General features: G+C 62.3%; 16 protein-coding genes. 7 read left to right on the top strand and 9 right to left on the bottom strand.

Going from position 1 to position 16,873, the window contains the following annotated elements; all coding sequences use genetic code 11:
* The first annotated feature begins 269 nt into the window (after window positions 1-269).
* Complete coding sequence (locus I3253_RS04720) at window positions 270-1,109, top strand: 1-acyl-sn-glycerol-3-phosphate acyltransferase (protein ID WP_197916483.1); 840 nt, start codon at window positions 270-272, stop codon at window positions 1,107-1,109.
* On the opposite strand, the gene I3253_RS04715 is transcribed toward I3253_RS04720, so the two are convergent.
* Together I3253_RS04715 and hppD are read right to left on the bottom strand one after the other, a co-directional pair.
* Complete coding sequence (locus tag I3253_RS04715; protein ID WP_197916482.1) at window positions 1,094-1,981, bottom strand: haloalkane dehalogenase; 888 nt, start codon at window positions 1,979-1,981, stop codon at window positions 1,094-1,096. The two genes, I3253_RS04720 and I3253_RS04715, sit on opposite strands and share 16 nt — an antisense overlap.
* Window positions 1,982-2,123: 142 nt before the next feature.
* Complete coding sequence (gene hppD, locus I3253_RS04710; RefSeq protein WP_197916481.1) at window positions 2,124-3,221, bottom strand: 4-hydroxyphenylpyruvate dioxygenase; 1,098 nt, start codon at window positions 3,219-3,221, stop codon at window positions 2,124-2,126.
* 157 nt (window positions 3,222-3,378) lie between these two features.
* Between hppD and I3253_RS04705 the strand changes: the two genes are divergently transcribed.
* Entirely contained in the window at window positions 3,379-3,834 is a 456-nt protein-coding gene (locus I3253_RS04705; RefSeq protein ID WP_197916480.1) for an Lrp/AsnC family transcriptional regulator, read from the top strand.
* Between the two features lie 22 nt (window positions 3,835-3,856).
* On the top strand, window positions 3,857-5,737 hold the full coding sequence (locus I3253_RS04700; protein WP_197916479.1) for a monovalent cation:proton antiporter-2 (CPA2) family protein: 1,881 nt from the start codon (window positions 3,857-3,859) through the stop codon (window positions 5,735-5,737).
* Here the strand turns inward: I3253_RS04700 and cobT are convergent.
* Complete coding sequence (cobT, locus tag I3253_RS04695) at window positions 5,734-6,744, bottom strand: nicotinate-nucleotide--dimethylbenzimidazole phosphoribosyltransferase (protein WP_197916478.1); 1,011 nt, start codon at window positions 6,742-6,744, stop codon at window positions 5,734-5,736. The two genes, I3253_RS04700 and cobT, sit on opposite strands and share 4 nt — an antisense overlap.
* 82 nt (window positions 6,745-6,826) lie before the next feature.
* Here cobT and I3253_RS04690 point away from each other — a divergent pair, with 82 nt between their 5' ends.
* Window positions 6,827-7,579 (top strand): adenosylcobinamide-GDP ribazoletransferase, encoded by a 753-nt coding sequence (locus I3253_RS04690; protein WP_197916477.1) that lies wholly within the window; start codon window positions 6,827-6,829, stop codon window positions 7,577-7,579.
* Here I3253_RS04690 and I3253_RS04685 read toward each other — a convergent pair.
* The 6 genes from I3253_RS04685 to I3253_RS04660 form a co-directional block, all read right to left on the bottom strand.
* Window positions 7,576-8,346, bottom strand: a complete 771-nt coding sequence (locus I3253_RS04685; protein ID WP_197916476.1) for a potassium channel family protein — start codon at window positions 8,344-8,346, stop codon at window positions 7,576-7,578. The genes I3253_RS04690 and I3253_RS04685 overlap by 4 nt on opposite strands.
* Window positions 8,347-8,460: 114 nt before the next feature.
* The gene (locus I3253_RS04680; protein ID WP_197916475.1) at window positions 8,461-8,970 is read right to left on the bottom strand and encodes a CarD family transcriptional regulator; all 510 of its coding nucleotides are present in this window, start codon (window positions 8,968-8,970) and stop codon (window positions 8,461-8,463) included.
* Between the two features lie 286 nt (window positions 8,971-9,256).
* On the bottom strand, window positions 9,257-9,595 hold the full coding sequence (gene fdxA / locus I3253_RS04675; protein ID WP_197916474.1) for a ferredoxin FdxA: 339 nt from the start codon (window positions 9,593-9,595) through the stop codon (window positions 9,257-9,259).
* 50 nt (window positions 9,596-9,645) lie between these two features.
* Window positions 9,646-10,023, bottom strand: a complete 378-nt coding sequence (locus I3253_RS04670; protein ID WP_197916473.1) for an RNA-binding S4 domain-containing protein — start codon at window positions 10,021-10,023, stop codon at window positions 9,646-9,648.
* Between the two features lie 3 nt (window positions 10,024-10,026).
* On the bottom strand, window positions 10,027-12,858 hold the full coding sequence (locus I3253_RS04665) for a helicase-related protein (RefSeq protein ID WP_197916472.1): 2,832 nt from the start codon (window positions 12,856-12,858) through the stop codon (window positions 10,027-10,029).
* Between the two features lie 34 nt (window positions 12,859-12,892).
* Window positions 12,893-13,462 carry a tetratricopeptide repeat protein gene (locus tag I3253_RS04660; protein ID WP_197916471.1) on the bottom strand — a complete coding sequence of 190 codons (570 nt, stop codon included), beginning with the start codon at window positions 13,460-13,462 and terminating at the stop codon, window positions 12,893-12,895.
* An 82-nt stretch (window positions 13,463-13,544) separates the two neighbouring features.
* Here I3253_RS04660 and I3253_RS04655 point away from each other — a divergent pair, with 82 nt between their 5' ends.
* The 3 genes from I3253_RS04655 to I3253_RS04645 all read left to right on the top strand — a co-directional run bounded on the left by I3253_RS04655 (window position 13,545) and on the right by I3253_RS04645 (window position 16,747).
* A complete protein-coding gene (locus tag I3253_RS04655; protein ID WP_197916470.1) occupies window positions 13,545-13,835 on the top strand; it encodes an SCP2 sterol-binding domain-containing protein in 291 nt (96 codons plus the stop codon).
* Window positions 13,835-14,773: an alpha/beta fold hydrolase gene (locus I3253_RS04650; RefSeq protein ID WP_197916469.1), complete on the top strand. Its 939-nt coding sequence runs from the start codon at window positions 13,835-13,837 to the stop codon at window positions 14,771-14,773. Before I3253_RS04655 ends, I3253_RS04650 begins: the two co-directional genes overlap by 1 nt.
* Before the next feature lie 153 nt (window positions 14,774-14,926).
* Window positions 14,927-16,747 (top strand): M3 family oligoendopeptidase, encoded by a 1,821-nt coding sequence (locus I3253_RS04645; protein ID WP_197916468.1) that lies wholly within the window; start codon window positions 14,927-14,929, stop codon window positions 16,745-16,747.
* The last annotated feature ends 126 nt before the right edge of the window (window positions 16,748-16,873 follow it).

Raw genomic sequence — 16,873 nt, 5'->3', positions numbered from 1 at the left:
GACGTCAGGCGGCAAATCCGTCAAATCCGCAGGACGCCAAATCCACTTCATCCCAGCGGCTTGGCACGCTTGGAAATAGAGCCACTATGTCCGGCGCGCGCCAAACCCCCGATATTTCGTGGATTTGGCGCCAGTGGTGCAGGATCAATGGGTCCTGACCCTAAGCCATGCGTGCCGACCATGGCGGTCTGTGCTAGACAGGCCGGACATGGACCAACACCGGTGCAGCATTGGCAAGAAATTCCCCTCCCTCCCCGATGGACGAACTGTTGCGCGCCCGCCTGCGTATTGGCGAGGGCGCAAAACTGCGCCTGAAAGCCTTGCGACTGTTGATGACGCTGATCGATTCCGGCAATCGCACCTTCACCGGCCAATCCTTCTTTGCGCTGCGCGAAACCGAAGAAACGCTGATCGCGCTTGACGGAAGGATCGGCGCCGATCTGGTCCACGCATTGCTCCGGATGAATGGCGGCACCCACATCAGGGCCCATGGTCTGGAAAACATTCCCACGCATGGCCGCGTCATCATCGGTGCGACACATAATGTCGGCACGTTCGATTTCATCGCCCATGCCGGCGCCTTGCTGCCCCATCGCCCCGATCTCAGGGTTGTGGCCAACCGCGAGTCCGAACGGTTTCTTGGTCCGGGCCTGCTGATCCCGGTCGATCTGGATCGCGACAACAATGCGCTGTCGGCGCGCACGACCCGCGCCAACATGAAAAAACACCTGCAGAACGAAGGCGCCTTGCTGATTTTCGGGTCGGGGCGTGTGCCCGACATGGTGGATGGGCGCCTTGTCGAACCCCCGTGGCGCATGGGCGCCACCCGCATGTCACACGATTGCCGGTCGCCGGTCGTGCCCGCCTCTGCCAACCTGACAAACTCCCGACACTACTACCGTACCCGCCGCCTTGCCCGCCTGCTCAGCGGCGGGAATGACGCGATCGGACGCGAAGTGGCAAGCCTGCGCTACGTTTCCGAACTCCTGTCGAAACTGGGCGGCAGCTACGAGGTGCATTACGGCCCGCCCCTGCCCCCCGGCACGCCGCCCGGACAGATCAAGGTCCGCGCCGAGGCGCTTGTCAAAGGGCTTTATCGCACGGACTGAATCGCGGACAGCCACGCGCGCAAGGCTGTGCCAATCTCGTCCGGGCTGTCCTCCTGAATGAAATGGCTGCCGGAAACCGTCACCTCGGTCTGGTTGTTCCATCCCCGGCAAAACGCGCGCGGGGCGCCGATCAGGATCGCGCCCGGTTCCGCATTGATGAACAGTTTGGGCAGTTCGTTCGTGGCCATCCACTCTGCATAGGCCTGTACGATCCCGGTCACGTCTTCGGGCGATCCGTCAATCGGTATCTGACGCGGCCAGGTCAGGGTCGGGCGCCGCCCCTCGCCCGCGCTCGCGAACGGCCTGCGGTATTCGTCCATTTCCGCCTTGCTCAGGTCGCGCAGGATCGATCCCGGCAAAACCGCCTCGATAAACAGGTTCTTTTGCAGGATCATTTCTTCGCCCGCATCCGACCGGAACGCCTGAAAGATCGGCTTGGCCGGCTCTGGCCACTCGTCCCATTTCACCGGGCGCACGATCCCTTCCATATAGCAGATGCCCCGCACCCGGCTGCGATGCCGGTTGGCCCAGTCGAATCCCAGCGCCGATCCCCAGTCATGGATCACCAGCGTCACATTGCCCGCATCCGCGATGACCTGCTCCAGAAGCCCGTCCAGATAGCGGCGGTGTTCTACAAAACGGTAACTTCCGGCGCCGACATCGTCGAGCTTCTCGCTGTCGCCCATGCCAATCAGGTCCGGCACGATCACCCGGCCCAGATCGGCAACATGGGGCACCACATTGCGCCACAGATAGGACGAGGTGGGGTTGCCATGCAGAAACAGGATCGGATCGCCCTTTCCCATATCGGCATAGGCCATGCGCTTGCCATTGACGGTGACATATTTCTTGTCGAGCGGTGCGTGGGTCATATTTGCCTCCCTGTTGGTGCAAACGTCCACCAGGCTGCGGTTTCGATCAACCATTGACGTTGCGGCCAAGACCGGATCAGACGAGAAAACGCCGCCCACCAGGCTGGCGGACGGCGCTCCCCTCCCTCCGGTTGGACCGGACTTATTCCGCAGCTTCGATCTCGCCGCTTTCAATCTGCTCGCGTTCGATGCTTTCAAACAGCGCCTTGAAGTTGCCCTCGCCAAACCCGTCATCGCCCTTGCGCTGGATGAATTCGAAGAAGATCGGGCCAATCACGGTCTTGCTGAAGATCTGCAACAGGATTCTGGTTTCACCGCCATTCACCACACCTTCGCCGTCGATCAGGATGCCATGTTGCATCATCCGGTCCTTGGGCTCGTCATGGCCCGAAACCCGCTCGTAGGACAGATCGTAATAGGCTTCGTTCGGCCCGGGCATGAATTTCAACCCCTTGGCGGCAATGCGATCGACCGAGTCATAGATATCGTTCGTACCCACCGCGATGTGCTGGATGCCCTCGCCATTGTATTTCCTGAGGTAAGATACGATCTGCCCGGTTTCACCCCGGTCTTCGTTGATCGGGATACGGATCTTGCCACATGGCGAGGTCAGCGCGCGGCTGAACAGTCCGGTAAATTTGCCTTCGATGTCAAAGAACCGGATTTCACGGAAATTGAACAGATCGCCATAGAACTTGAACCACTTGTCCATATTGCCCTTGAACACATTGTGGGTCAGGTGATCGAGGTAATAGAACCCGTCCCCTTCGGGCTTGGAGGTCACGGTCCAGTCGAATTCCGCATTATAAGGCGAGGTGTCGTAATACTGATCGGTGAAATACAGCAGGCTGCCACCAATGCCCTTGATCGCGGGCCAGTCCAGCGTCTTGTCGGCCGCGTCATAGGGCTCGGCCCCCATGGACACCGCGTGCGCATACGCCTTTTGCGCATCCACCACGCGCCACCCCATCGACGGGGCACAGGGGCCGTGCTCCTCGACAAACCGCGCGGCAAAGCTGCCCGGCTCGTTGTTCAGGATATAGGTCACATCGCCCTGCTGCCACAGTTCGACCGCCCGTGTCTTGTGGTTGGCCACATGCGCAAACCCCATCCGCGCGAACAGATCGCGCAATTCCTGCGGCTCGGGATGGGCAAATTCGACAAATTCGAACCCGTCCGTGCCGGCGGGGTTGTACTCGGAAATCTCGGCGCGCGGGGCGTCATGCGGGAAAGGACCCATGTCGCGTCTCCTTTTTGATGTGCCTCAGGGGCATGTTTGTTCGCTGCCTGCAATCTACGCGCCTCTTCGCGCGCGTTATCCGCGAAGTGGTGTATCATTTTGACAAATATTGCGGAATTCGCGCATAATGCGGCAAACTTACGCAAGGATCACGCACATGCTGGATCGCACAGATATTCGGCTGCTCTCGGCACTCCAGAAAAACGCCCACCTTACCGCGCAGGAGCTTTCAGAGATTCTCAACCTCTCGCCCAGCCAGGCCGGGCGGCGGCGCCAGCGCCTGGAAACCGAAGGCTATATCCAGGGCTATTTTGCCCGGCTCGATCCGATCCGCGTCGGCCTGCACGTTCAGGCATTCGTGCAGGTGCAGCTTGGCACGCACGGCCCCGAACAGGCGCGCAGCTTTTCGACCCTGATCAGCACCCGTCCTGAAGTTGTCAGCGCATGGACACTGACAGGGGATGCGGATTATCTGCTGCGTGTCTATTGTACCGATCTGAACGCGCTGAACCGGTTGATTCACGAGATTCTTCTGCCCCACGCGGCCGTCAGCCGTGTGCAAAGCCAGATTGTGATGGATCAGCTCAAACGCGACGCCCCCCTGCCGACCTGATCGGCCCGAAACAGGACAGACCATGGAAAGCGTACTTTATCAGGCCACGATCTTCCTGATGGCGGCCGTGATCGCCGTGCCCATCGCCGCGCGGCTGGGCCTGGGCTCTGTTTTGGGGTATCTTGCGGCTGGGATCCTGATTGGCCCGGTTTTTGGCCTTGTGGGAACCAGCGAAACCGAAGATATCCTGCATTTTGCCGAATTCGGCGTGGTCATGATGCTGTTCCTGATCGGGCTGGAACTGGACCCGCGGGCACTTTGGGCGATGCGCGACAAACTGATCGGTTTGGGCGGCTTACAGATCGGCCTGACCGGCGGCGCGGTGATTGTGGTCTCCATGGCCTTTGGCCTGCCCCTCAACACCTCGATTGCGGTTGGCATGATCTTTGCCCTGTCCTCGACCGCCATCGTCCTCCAGACCTTGTCGGAAAAAGGGCTGATGCAGACAGGCGGCGGGCGATCCGCGTTTTCCGTGCTGCTGACGCAGGATATCGCCGTGATCCCGATGCTCGCGGTTCTGCCTCTCTTTGCCCTGCCCGAACTGCTCGCCATCGCCTCGGACGGCTCCATTCAAAAACCCGGCGGCGGCGAGGCCAAACAAGCCCTGTCGCTGGTCGAGGGGTTGCCGGGATGGGGTGTCACCCTTGTCACGATCGGCGCCGTTGCGGTGATCGTGATTGGCGGGATGTATCTCACCCGCCCTGTATTCCGTTTCATTCACGCCGCCCGCCTGCCCGAAATGTATACCGCGCTGGCGCTGCTGATCGTGGTTGGCATTGCCCTTCTGATGGAACTGGTCGGGCTTTCCCCCGCGCTTGGCACCTTTCTGGCCGGTGTGCTGTTGGCCAACTCGGAATTCCGCCACGAGCTGGAAAGCGATATCGAACCGTTCAAGGGCCTGCTGCTGGGGTTATTCTTCATCACCGTTGGCGCCCAGATCAACTTTCAGGTGCTGGCACGCGCGCCCACCCAGATTCTGGGCCTTGCCTTTGGCATCATCGCGCTCAAGGCCGCGATCCTGTTCCTGCTGGGGCGCGCCTTTGGCCTGCGCCATCGCGACCTTTGGCTGTTCACGCTTAGCCTGGCCCAGGCCGGGGAATTCGGCTTTGTCCTGATTTCGTTTTCCTCGCAACAGAACGTGCTGCCCAACTGGGCTGCCGAGCGGCTTCTTCTGGTTATCGCGCTGACGATGCTGATCACGCCGCTGCTGTTCATCCTTTATGACCTGCTGTCAAAACACGCCGGGGACAGCAACGACACCCCGGCCCCAGCCGAGGACGAGATCGACGAACGCGGCCCGGTGATCATTGCCGGGATCGGGCGTTTCGGTCAGATCGTCAATCGTCTGGTGCGCTCAGCCGGCTTCCAGACTGTGGTTCTTGATCACGATATCCGCACCATCGAAAACATGCGCCGCTTTGGGGTAAAGGGCTTTTTCGGCGATCCGACACGGCCCGAAATGCTGCACGCCGCCGGTCTGGGAGATGCCCATGTTCTGGTCGTCGCGCTCGACAACCCCGAGGCGGCGCTCAAGCTCGTCACCTATGCGCGGCGCGAACGCCCGGACCTTCATATCGTGGCCCGTGCCCGCGACCGGGCACATGTGTTCCGTCTGTATCAGGCCGGCGCCAACGACATCGTGCGAGAAATGTTCGACAGCTCCCTCCGGGCCGGGCGCTATGTTCTGGAGAACATGGGGCTCAGCGAATACGAGGCCGCGCGCGCCGAACAGATCTTCTACAAGCACGATCGCTATTCCGTGCAGGAACTGGCTCAGCTCTGGCGCGCCGACATCCCATCAGCCCAGAACGACGCCTATGTTCGACGTGCCCGTGAACTGGAAAGCGAGCTCGAAGCGCGCTTGCTGGCGCAGGACGAGGAAAAAGACGAACAGCACCCCTAACCGTCGGCAACGCCCGCCTCGGCAAAGGTTGCCATGCCGGAATGACAGGCCACCGCCGCCTTGAGCACGTTGATCGCCACCGCCGCCCCCGACGCTTCGCCCAGGCGCATGTTCAGGCGCAGCACCGGCTCCTTGCCCAGCCGGTCCAACACCGCCCCGTGCGCCGCTTCCGCGCTGACATGGCCGGCAATCGCATGATCAAGCGCGCCGGGCACTTCGCTCGCCAGGGTCGCCGCCGCCGCGCAGCAGATGAACCCGTCCAGAATCACCGGAATGCGCAGGCTGCGCGCCCGCGCAATGGCCCCTGCCATCGCCGCCACTTCGCGCCCTCCCAGACAGCGCAACACGTCCAGCCCTTCGGTCGCACCGTTGCGGGCAACCCCCTCGCGCACCACCCGCGCCTTGATCGCCAGCCCGGCATCATCCACGCCCGTGCCCCGCCCGACCCAATCTTCCGCCGCGCCCCCGAACAGCGCATGCGCAATCGCCGCCGCCGAAGTGGTGTTGCCGATGCCCATCTCGCCGACAACCAGCAGGTCGGCATCGGCGTTCACCGCGTTCCAGCCAGCCGTCAACGCCGCGACAACCTCTGTTTCGTCCATCGCAGGGCCTTGCGTGAAATCCGCCGTGGGCCGGTCCAGCGACAAGGCGTGCACATCCAGCGTCGCCCCCGCTGCGCGGCTCAACTGGTTGATCGCCGCGCCGCCATGCCGGAAATTCAGCACCATCTGTTCCGTCACTTCCGCCGGAAAGGCCGAGACACCCTGCGCGGTGATCCCGTGATTGCCCGCAAACACAATCACCTGTGGCGCGGCAATGTCGGGGCGCGGATCGCCGCGCCAACCGGCATACCAGATTGCCATGTCTTCCAACCGGCCCAGCGCCCCCGGAGGTTTGGTCAATTGCCCGTTGCGCGCCTCGGCCGCGCCCTGCGCCGCCCGGTCGATCCCCGGAGCGCCCTGCAAGAGCGCGCGAAAGGCGGCAAGGGTGGAAAAGTCGGCGGACATGGCAAAGCTCCTGTTGATCTCATTGGTTTTGCGCTGTTTACCTGAATGCCAACGCCCGGCAAGGCAGGAAAAAGACGCAGCCATGTCCAGACCCGACAAGATCATTCAGACAGGCGATATTCTGACGGCCATCGCCCTGCTGTCGCGCCTGCCGGTGCGCGCCGATTTCGCGCGCGGGGCCTCTGCGGCCTGGGCCTACCCGCTGGCCGGCGCCGTTGTGGCGGCGCTGGCCGCGGCCCCCACCGCGCTGGCGCTGGCGGTCGGCGTGCCGCCCATGCTTTCCGCCCTGATCTGGATCGCGGCTGGCGTCATCCTGACCGGCGCCATGCACGAAGACGGGCTGGCCGATTGCGCCGACGGCTTCTGGGGGGGATGGGAGCCCGCCCGACGGCTGGACATCATGAAGGACAGCCACATCGGCGCCTATGGCGTGATCGCGCTGTGCCTGTCGCTGGCGGCGCGCTGGCTGGCCGTGGGCATCCTGTTGCAGGGCCCCGCGTGGTTTGCGCCGCTGCTGGCCGTTGCCCTGCTGTCGCGCGCCACCATGCCCGCGCTGATGGCGGCCCTGCCCCATTCCCGCGACTCCGGGCTGAGCCATGCGCAGGGACGTGCCGTCCCTGTCACGGCGGCTCTCGCAGCTGGCCTTGCCGTGCTCGGAGCGTTTGCGGCAACGGGCCTTCCCGGCCTTGGCCTTGCGATTCTGGCCGCGTTCTGTGCCCTTGGCATGGTCCGGCTGGCCCGTGCAAAGATCGGCGGGCAAACCGGCGATGTGTTGGGGGCCACTCAGCAAGTGACGGAAATTGTTCTGCTGATCGCCCTGACGACCGCGCTTTAGACACCCTCGGTCTCGATATGGATCGTCGCGCCGCAATGCTTGCAGTGGATCGCATCCACATCATGACGTTGCAAACCACAATCCGGGCATTCATAGCGCACCTTCTGCGGCCGGATCACCGCCCGTGCCAGTCGCACGAACAAGGTGACACCCACAACCATCACAAAAATCGAAAACGCCTTGCCCCCTGTCGTGTTCAGCGTGATGTCGCCATACCCGGTGGTCGTCAGCGTCGCCACGGTGAAATAGAGCGCGTCCAGATAGGGGGTCGCGCTGTCGCCCGGATCGATAAAGAACACCAAAACCGCCGCCGTCGTTGCCATCACGAACACAAACAGGTTGATCAATGCGATCACTGTATCTTCGTGCTCGCGGAAAAACCGGCTGTCCCGGCGCAGGTCATTCAGCAAATGATAGGAATGGATCAGCCGCAAACCGCGCAAAATCCGCAGAAAGGCCAGGTTGCCGGCCAGGAACGGGTCCAGAAACAAGGTGGCGATCACGACAATATCGGCAATGGTGTAGATCCGGCGCGCCAAAGCCCAACGATCCGACGCCACCCACATCCGGGCAACCAGATCCGCCGCGATGATCACCCCGACCCCGCGGCTCAGTGCGATCAGCCCCGGACCGTGCGGCAGATGCGCCGTGCCCACGAACAGGATGATCGTAAGTGCATCAAACAGGATCAACGCATAGCGAAACCGCACAGACCGCCTGGACCTGCCGGTATACAGTTCGTCCACCTGCGCCTTGAGCTCGCCCATGCGCACCTCCTTCAGGCCGAACTAAACCGCGCCAGCCGGGTGCACACAAGCACCCGCCCATGAAAAAGGCCGCCCCGTGGCGGAGCGGCCCCAATCAATTTCTGCGGTCCGCACTCAAGCCGCGCGCGACACCAGCACCTCGTCCACCTGCTTGGCGGCGGCGGCTTCGTCATCTCCAGACACGGCGGCGACCTCGCGGGTCAACCGCTCCAGCGCAGCTTCGTACAACTGGCGCTCGGAATAGCTCTGTTCGCGCTGATCGTCGTTGCGATGCAGGTCGCGCACCACCTCGGCAATCGCGATCAGATCGCCCGAATTGATCTTTTGCTCGTATTCCTGCGCCCGGCGCGACCACATCGCGCGTTTCACCTTGGCCTTGCCCCTGAGCGTTTTCATCGCCTGGGTCACCACGTCGGGCGAGCTCAGCCCGCGCATGCCGATTTCGGTGGCCTTGTTGGTGGGCACCCGCAATGTCATCTTGTCCTTCTCGAACGAGATCACGAACAGTTCCAGCTGCATTCCGGCAACTTCCTGTTCTTCGATAGAGATGATCTGACCAACCCCATGGGCCGGATAAACGACATAATCGTTCGGGCGGAATTCGTTCTTCTTGGCTTTGCTCATGCAATCTTTCCTAAGATGCGCCCCTTTGATCAGACACAAAACACATGTCCGGGAAACCTCGGTTTTCCGAAACGGTCCGTTGCTGGTCAAAAAAACCACCCTTGGCAGCGCAGGGATGGCTTACAGGCAGGTATTTGTTTGTCCAAAGAGCATAACACAAAAAACGTGCCCCTTAAAGCTCAACAGCCAAAGGAGTCGCTTTGTCCCGGTTTTTCCAGCCTTCCAAAGGCTTTTTTGCGATCCCGATGGCCCGAACCCATGGGCGAATCACTCAGCGGGCCGCGTCTCAGCCGCCTTCGCCGGGGGCCTCCGAGAAATACTTTTCCATCTTGCCCGGCTCCCCGTCACGCTCGTCTGCATTGGGCAGCGGATCTTTCTTGGTGATGATCACCGGCCAGATTTCCGAATACTTCCGGTTGAACTCGACCCATTTTTCCATGTCCGGTTCGGTGTCAGGCCGGATGGCATCCGCCGGGCATTCCGGTTCGCACACGCCGCAATCGATACACTCGTCTGGATGGATGACCAGAAAGTTTTCACCCTCGTAGAAACAATCTACCGGGCAAACTTCCACGCAATCGGTGTATTTGCAGGCAACACAGTTTTCGGTGACGACATAGGTCATGGCTCAGCTCATTCGCTTCTGGTTTGACCGACTGCCTAAATCAGCCTGCCCTAATCTTCAAGGCGCGATGCGCGCAAAGAAACGAGATTGCGGCGATCGCGCTTGGTCGGGCGTCCATTTTCGCGCATGCCGGGCGATTGGGGAACATGCTCCTCTTCGGGGGCAAGATCGGCGTAAAGCCCCTGCGCTTCGCTTGCGGGGCCGCGCCGCTCTCCCAGCGCGGTAACACGCACCACACGCACGCGCCGCGCCTGTGGGAAGGTCAGCACATCGCCCACGGTCACGCCATGGCTCGCCTTGCCCACCTTGTTGCTGTTCACGCGCACATGCCCGCCAGTCACCACCCTGGCGGCCAGTGTCCGTGTCTTGAAGAACCTGGCCTGCCACAGCCATTTGTCCAGCCGTTGCCTTGGGGCGGCGTCGCTCACGGCTCAGCCCTTGTCCTTCAGCCCCATCAGCGCGGCGGCAAACGGGTTATCCGGGTCGATCGCCTTTTCCTTTTTGGGCGGGCGGGCCGAAAATGCCTTGGGACTGTTGTCGCGTTGCGGTCCCTTGCCGCGGGGTTTGCCCCCCTTGCCCTGAGGCTTGCCCGTCTTGCCCGCGGCCTGATCGCGCCGGCCTTGCCCGGCACCACGGCGCGGACCGCGATTATTCTGACGACCAGCCCAGGCGAAAGTGTAGAACACTTCGATTTCAGGTTCGGCAGGTGCCTCGCCTACGCTGTCGGTCTGGACCGCAACAGCCGCTTCCTCGGACGCATCCTGTGCGGGCTGTTCTGCTTCGCCGTCCAAAGCCGGGGCCTGTGCGCCCTGGTCTTCGGCCCCGTCCGTCGGGCTGTCCTGCCCGGCGACCGCCTCGGGTTCGGGCCTTGCCTCGGGTGCGGGCTTGACCTTTTCCCGCTCGCCCTTCTCGGCCTTGTAGCCCAACCCCTGCATCAGGTCGGCGAACTGGTCCAGCGTCATGCCGGTGATCGACAACATGTCCGCCTTGGCTTCAAACCCGCCACGGCTGTCTTCCACCCGCAACATATCGGCCAGACGCTCCAGCATATCGATGCGGATTGCCCGCTCTCCGGCGGCGCGATACCCCGCCATGGCGTGATAGCCACGCGGCAGCCCCTGACCGGCCGGAACTGTTACCAGGCCCGGCGGCGGCGCCTCGGGAAATTCCTGCAAACCGTTGGCCAAGGACCACAAAACCAGACGCAACCGCGTAGGTGCGGGCTTCAGAAGCAACGGCATGAAAACCGTGAACTGGCCAAACCGGATGCCGTGCTTGCGCAACGCGCCACGCGCGTCCTGATCCAGCTCCTTGACCTCTTCAGCCACTTCGCCACGCGGGATGATCCCAAGGTTCTCGACCATGCGAAAGGCAAAGCCCCGCGCCAGCCCGCTCAGTTCCTCGTCCCGGCTCAGGTTCAGCAGCGGCTCGAACAGCGCGGCCACCTTGCGGTCAATAAAGTGCTGCAAACGGCGCTGCACCTTCTGCGCCACCTCCGCCCCGGCCTCGTCATCGACGAACACCTCGACCATCGGCCTCATGGGCTCTGCCCCGGCAACCAGCTTGCCCACGGCATGTTCGCCCCACATCAGACCCCCCTGTTCGGTAAAGTCGATCTCGGTATCGGGCGCGTTATAGAACCGGTCCGCGCGTAAATGGAACTGCGGCGCCAAAGACTGCAACGCCGCCTGCCGCAGCGTCTTGGCCTCCTGCCCGGTTTCTGCCTTGTCGGCACTGAAACGGAACCCCTCAAGCCGCCCGACGAATTCGCCCTCGACGGTCACTTCACCCTTGTCGTTTACCTCGGCCAAAAGGGCCTCCTTCTGTTTGAGCCGGCGCAGCAATACGGATGTGCGCCGGTCCACAAATCTTTGCGTCAGCCGCGCGTGAAGCGCATCCGACAGGCGGTCTTCTACCGCGCGAGTCTCGCCGCGCCAATGGTTTTCGTCATCAACCCAGCCCTTTCGCTGCGCGACATATGTCCACGTCCGAATAAAGGCCAGACGTTTGGACAGTGTGTCAATGTCGCCATCTGTCCTGTCAATCCGCCGAACCTGCCGCGCCAGCCAGTCGTTGGGCACCTGCCCGTATTCGTGCAGATAGCCGAAAATCCCCTCAACCAGCGCCGCATGTTCGGCATGGCTGATCCCCCGAAAATCCGGCACGCGGCACACGTCCCATAACAGTTTCACGGATTTGCCGTCACCGGCACGCGCGCGTACCTCCGCCTGTGCCGCCAGAGTCTTCAGCGCCGAAAGATCATCGGCCTCGCGGGCCCGGATCAGACGGTCGTCCCCCGGCCCGGCCTCCAGCGAGGCGATCAGCGCGTCGATACTGCCGAATTCAAGCCGGTCATTGCGCCAGTTCAGCTTTCGGATCGGGGCAAAGCGATGCTCCATGATCGCCTCGGCCATTTCGGCGCTCAGCGCGGGCGCCTCGCCGGTCACGCCAAATGTGCCATGGCTCATGCCACGCCCGGCGCGGCCCGCGATCTGGCCCAGTTCGTTGGGCGACAGCGGCCGCATCCGGCGTCCGTCAAACTTGCTTAGCGCCGAAAACGCGACATGGTCGATATCCAGGTTCAGCCCCATGCCAATGGCATCCGTCGCCACCAGGAAATCAACATCGCCATTCTGGTACAAATCCACCTGGGCGTTGCGCGTGCGCGGTGACAGCGCCCCCATCACCACCGCCGCGCCGCCCTTCTGGCGCCGGATCAGCTCGGCAATGGCATACACATTGTCCACCGAAAACCCCACGATCGCGGAACGCGGTTGCATCCGGCTGATCTTGCGCGGCCCGGAATAGCTCAGCATCGACATGCGCTCGCGGCGCATGAATTGCACGCCGGGCACCAGTTCGCCGATCACGCCGCGCATCGTGTCGCTGCCCAGAAACAGCGTTTCCTGCGTCCCCCGCGCCCGCAACAGGCGATCCGTGAACACATGCCCCCGCTCGGGATCGGCGCAAAGCTGGATTTCGTCGATGGCCAGAAAATCCGGCCCCATACCCTCGGGCATCGCCTCGACCGTACACACCCAGTATTGCGTGCGCGGCGGAACGATCCTCTCCTCGCCGGTCACCAGCGCCACCACCGACGGCCCACGCACGGCCACGATCCGGTCATAAACCTCGCGCGCCAAAAGGCGCAGCGGCAATCCGATCACCCCCGTGCGATAGCCCAGCATCCGCTCGATGGCGTAATGCGTCTTGCCGGTGTTGGTCGGTCCCAGCACCGCCGTGATTTGCCGCTCGCCGGACATGATTCCCGCCTGTCGTGACCCCGGTTTTCCGGCCCTACAGATCGCGCCCCTGAACCAAAGGTTCAAGCCGCTCCAATGCGTCTGTTAGGCCCGGTTGATTGGGATGTATAGCCTTGACCTGAAGATATGCGTCATAGGCATCCTGGATGCGATCCATTGAATCCAGAATCACGGCAAGCCCCATGATCGCCTCGAAATGCTGGGGGTTCAGCGCCAGCACCTGCTCCAGATCCCCAACAGCCGGGCCATACAGGTCCAGTTCGAAATAGGCACGCGCCCGCTCGGCCCACCCCTGCGCAAAGCCCGGCGCGTGATCCACCAAAGCCGTGAAATGCTCCACCGCCACCTCTGGCTCACCACGCTCCATCGCATCGCGCCCGCGCCGGAGCAGAAAGTCCGCCGTCGCCGAACCCGAGATGCTCCATTCCCGCTTGAGATGTTCGGCCATGTTCAATGCCTCCACCGGCGGCGCGTCCCGCAGCCGCAACAAAAGCGCGTCAATCTCCTCGGGACTCATGCCAACGCCTTGCGAATTCACAACCTGTGGTTGCAAAGCGGCGACAAACAGCACAAATGCCGTCACGACAGGTTTGAGAAGTTGCATCAAGTTGACCATAACGTAAGAGATTGTAGCCTGTGCATTGGTGAAACCCAAGATGTGCACGACAAAGTGAAGGATCAACCACATGAGCGAAATCGTAACGGCCGCCGTAGCCGCCCTGGCCGAAAAACTGTCCGGCGAATCGTTTGACGGCTCGGCCAAATTCGCCATCGAAGGCGAAGGCGCCATCGTGATCGACAGCGAAGGCGTGCGCGCCTCGGACGAGGAAACCGACGTGACCCTGTCGGCCGATGTCGAAACCTTCCAGTCTATCCTGGACGGCGAACTGAACCCCACCGCCGCTTTCATGTCCGGCAAGCTGACCGTGGACGGCGACATGGGCGCCGCCATGCGTCTTGGGTCGGTTCTGGCCTGATGCACCTGCGCGACGCCCCCTTCTATCACGAGGTTGCCAAAGGCCCGCCCGCACGGGCCTGGTGGCTGCATTGCGAAGACGGCGCGCGCATCCGCATGGCCTTTTGGCCGCGCGAAAACGCACGGGGAACGGTGTTCCTGTTCCCCGGACGAACCGAATATATCGAGAAGTATGGCCGCGCCGCGGGCGACTTTGCCGCGCGCGGCTATGCCCAGGTGTCGATTGACTGGCGTGGACAGGGTCTTGCCGACCGGCTGATCGACGACCGGCGCGCGGGCTATGTGAAACACTTTTCGGATTACCAGCTGGACGTGGCCGCCGTAATCGAGACCGCCAGGCAACTCGACCTGCCGCAACCCTGGTATCTTGTGGCCCATTCCATGGGCGGCTGTATCGGACTGCGTGCCCTGATGCAGGACATGCCGGTCAAGGCCGCCGTTTTCACCGGGCCGATGTTCGGCATCATGATGTCCGCCCTGATGCGCCCGGCCGCCTGGGCCATGGCCTGGGCCAGTTCCCGCACCGGCCACGGCCACCGCTATGCCCCCGGCACCGGGGAAAAAACATATGTGCTCGACGCTCCGTTCGAGGGCAACTCCCTGACCACCGATCCCGAAATGTATCGCTATATGCAGGACCAGATGCACAGCTACCCCGATCTGGCCCTGGGCGGTCCCAGCCTGCACTGGCTGCACGAAGCCCTGAAGGAAACCCGCATCCTGCGGGCGCGGCCCTCGCCGGATGTGCCTGCCATCACTTTCCTTGGCGATCAGGAAAAGATCGTCGACATTGCCGCAATCCATGACCGCATGGCGCGGTGGTCCAATGGCCGGCTGGAGATTGTGCCGGGCGGCGAACACGAAGTTCTGATGGAGGCGCCGCAGATGCGCAGCGACATCTTCGATCAGGCCAAGGCGCTGTTTGACACGCACCGCTAATCCCACCTTCATCTTGCCAAAATACTCAACTCCGACGGGCCGGCAAACGCGCCCTTCATGGCCAGGCGGGCCGTTTGCGCAGCATCCCCCTTGAACCCCCCGCATCGCTCTGCCTATCTGTGAGCCAACACAATATCCCAACAGGAGTCCGCCATGCAGAGCCTTCCCTTCCCCGTCCGCGACGCAAACGCCACCAGCGGCACCGATGGGCTTGGCAACCTGCCGGATTGGGATCTCAGCGATCTTTACACCAGCGACGACGCGCCCGAACTTCAGGCGGATCTGGACTGGCTGGCAACCGAATGCGCCGCCTTTGCCGCCGACTACGAGGGCAAGCTGGCCAGCCTCTCCGCCGACGACCTGCTGACCTGCGTTCTGCGCAACGAAAAAATCAGCCAGGTATCGGGCCGCATCATGTCCTATGCGGGCCTGCGCTACTACCAGCTCACCACCGATGCCGAACGCGCGCAATTCATGTCCAACTGTCAGGAAAAACTGACGAATTTCACCACGCCGCTGGTGTTCTTCACCCTTGAACTCAACCGGCTCGAAGACGAACAACTCGCCGCCGCCTTTGCGCATAATGCCGATCTCGCCCGCTACGAACCGGTCTTCCGCCGGATCCGCGCCATGAAGCCCCACCAGCTTTCCGACGAACTGGAAAAATTCCTGCACGACCTTGGCGTCGTGGGCGATGCGTGGGAAAGGCTGTTTGACGAAACCATCGCCGGGCTGACCTTTCAGGTGGACGGCGAAGACTACAATATCGAGGGCACGCTCAACTTCCTCACCGACAAGGCCCGCGCCAAACGCGAGGCCGCCGCCCGCGAACTGGCCCGCGTGTTCAGCGAAAACCTCAAGATTTTCTCCCGCGTGCACAACACCGCCGCCAAGGAAAAAGAGGTGATCGACCGCTGGCGCCAGATGCCCACCGCGCAAACCGGCCGGCACCTGTCCAACGATGTCGAACCCGAGGTGGTCGAAGCCCTGCGCAACGCCGTGGTGGCCGCCTATCCCAGGCTTTCCCACCGGTATTACGAACTCAAACGCAAATGGCTGGGGCTGGACCGGATGCAGGTCTGGGACCGCAACGCGCCGTTGCCCATGGAAGACGACAGTATCGTCGGATGGGACGAGGCCCGCAAGACCGTGATGGACGCCTATACCGCGTTTGACCCGCGCCTGGGCGCGCTGGCCGAACCGTTCTTTGACAAGGGCTGGATCGACGCCGGCGTGAAACCGGGCAAGGCCCCCGGCGCCTTTGCCCACCCCACCGTCACCAACGTGCACCCTTACGTGATGCTCAACTACCTCGGCAAACCGCGCGACGTGATGACACTGGCGCATGAACTGGGCCATGGCGTGCATCAGGTACTGGCCGCCGAACAGGGCGAAATGCTCTCGTCAACCCCGCTCACCCTCGCCGAAACCGCCTCTGTCTTTGGCGAAATGCTCACCTTCCGCGCCATGCTGGACGAGGCCGAGACGCAGGAACAGCGCAAGGTGCTGCTCGCCGGCAAGGTCGAGGATATGATCAACACCGTCGTGCGCCAGATCGCCTTTTACGATTTCGAATGCAAACTGCACGCCGCACGCCGTGAAAGCGAACTCACCCCCGACGATATCAACGCGCTCTGGATGTCGGTTCAGGCCGAATCCCTCGGGCCTGCATTTGATTACATGGACGGCTACGAAACCTTCTGGGCCTATATCCCGCATTTCGTGCACTCGCCCTTTTATGTTTACGCCTATGCCTTTGGCGACGGCCTGGTGAACGCGCTTTATGCGGTCTACGCCTCGGGCGCGGACGGTTTCCAGGACAAATATATCGACATGCTCAAGGCGGGCGGCTCCAAACATCACAAGGAACTTCTCGCGCCATTCGGTCTGGACGCGTCTGATCCGGCCTTCTGGGACAAGGGTCTGACGATGATCTCCGACATGATCGACGAGTTGGAGGCGATGGAGGGGTAGCTCCCGGTCGAAAGACACCTGACGCCGCTCCTCTGGCTCTGCCCAGGGCCTTCACAGTCACATTTGGCCCGGGGTCAGGCCGCCCGACGAATTGCAACAAACAACCGCTCCCGACGCATCGGGCGC

The sequence above is a fragment of the Thiosulfatihalobacter marinus genome (assembly GCF_016019955.1).
GTDB lineage: Bacteria > Pseudomonadota > Alphaproteobacteria > Rhodobacterales > Rhodobacteraceae > Shimia > Shimia marinus_A.
Note: the sequence above shows the minus strand (reverse complement) of the source record. Positions and strands in the feature narration are given on the sequence as shown.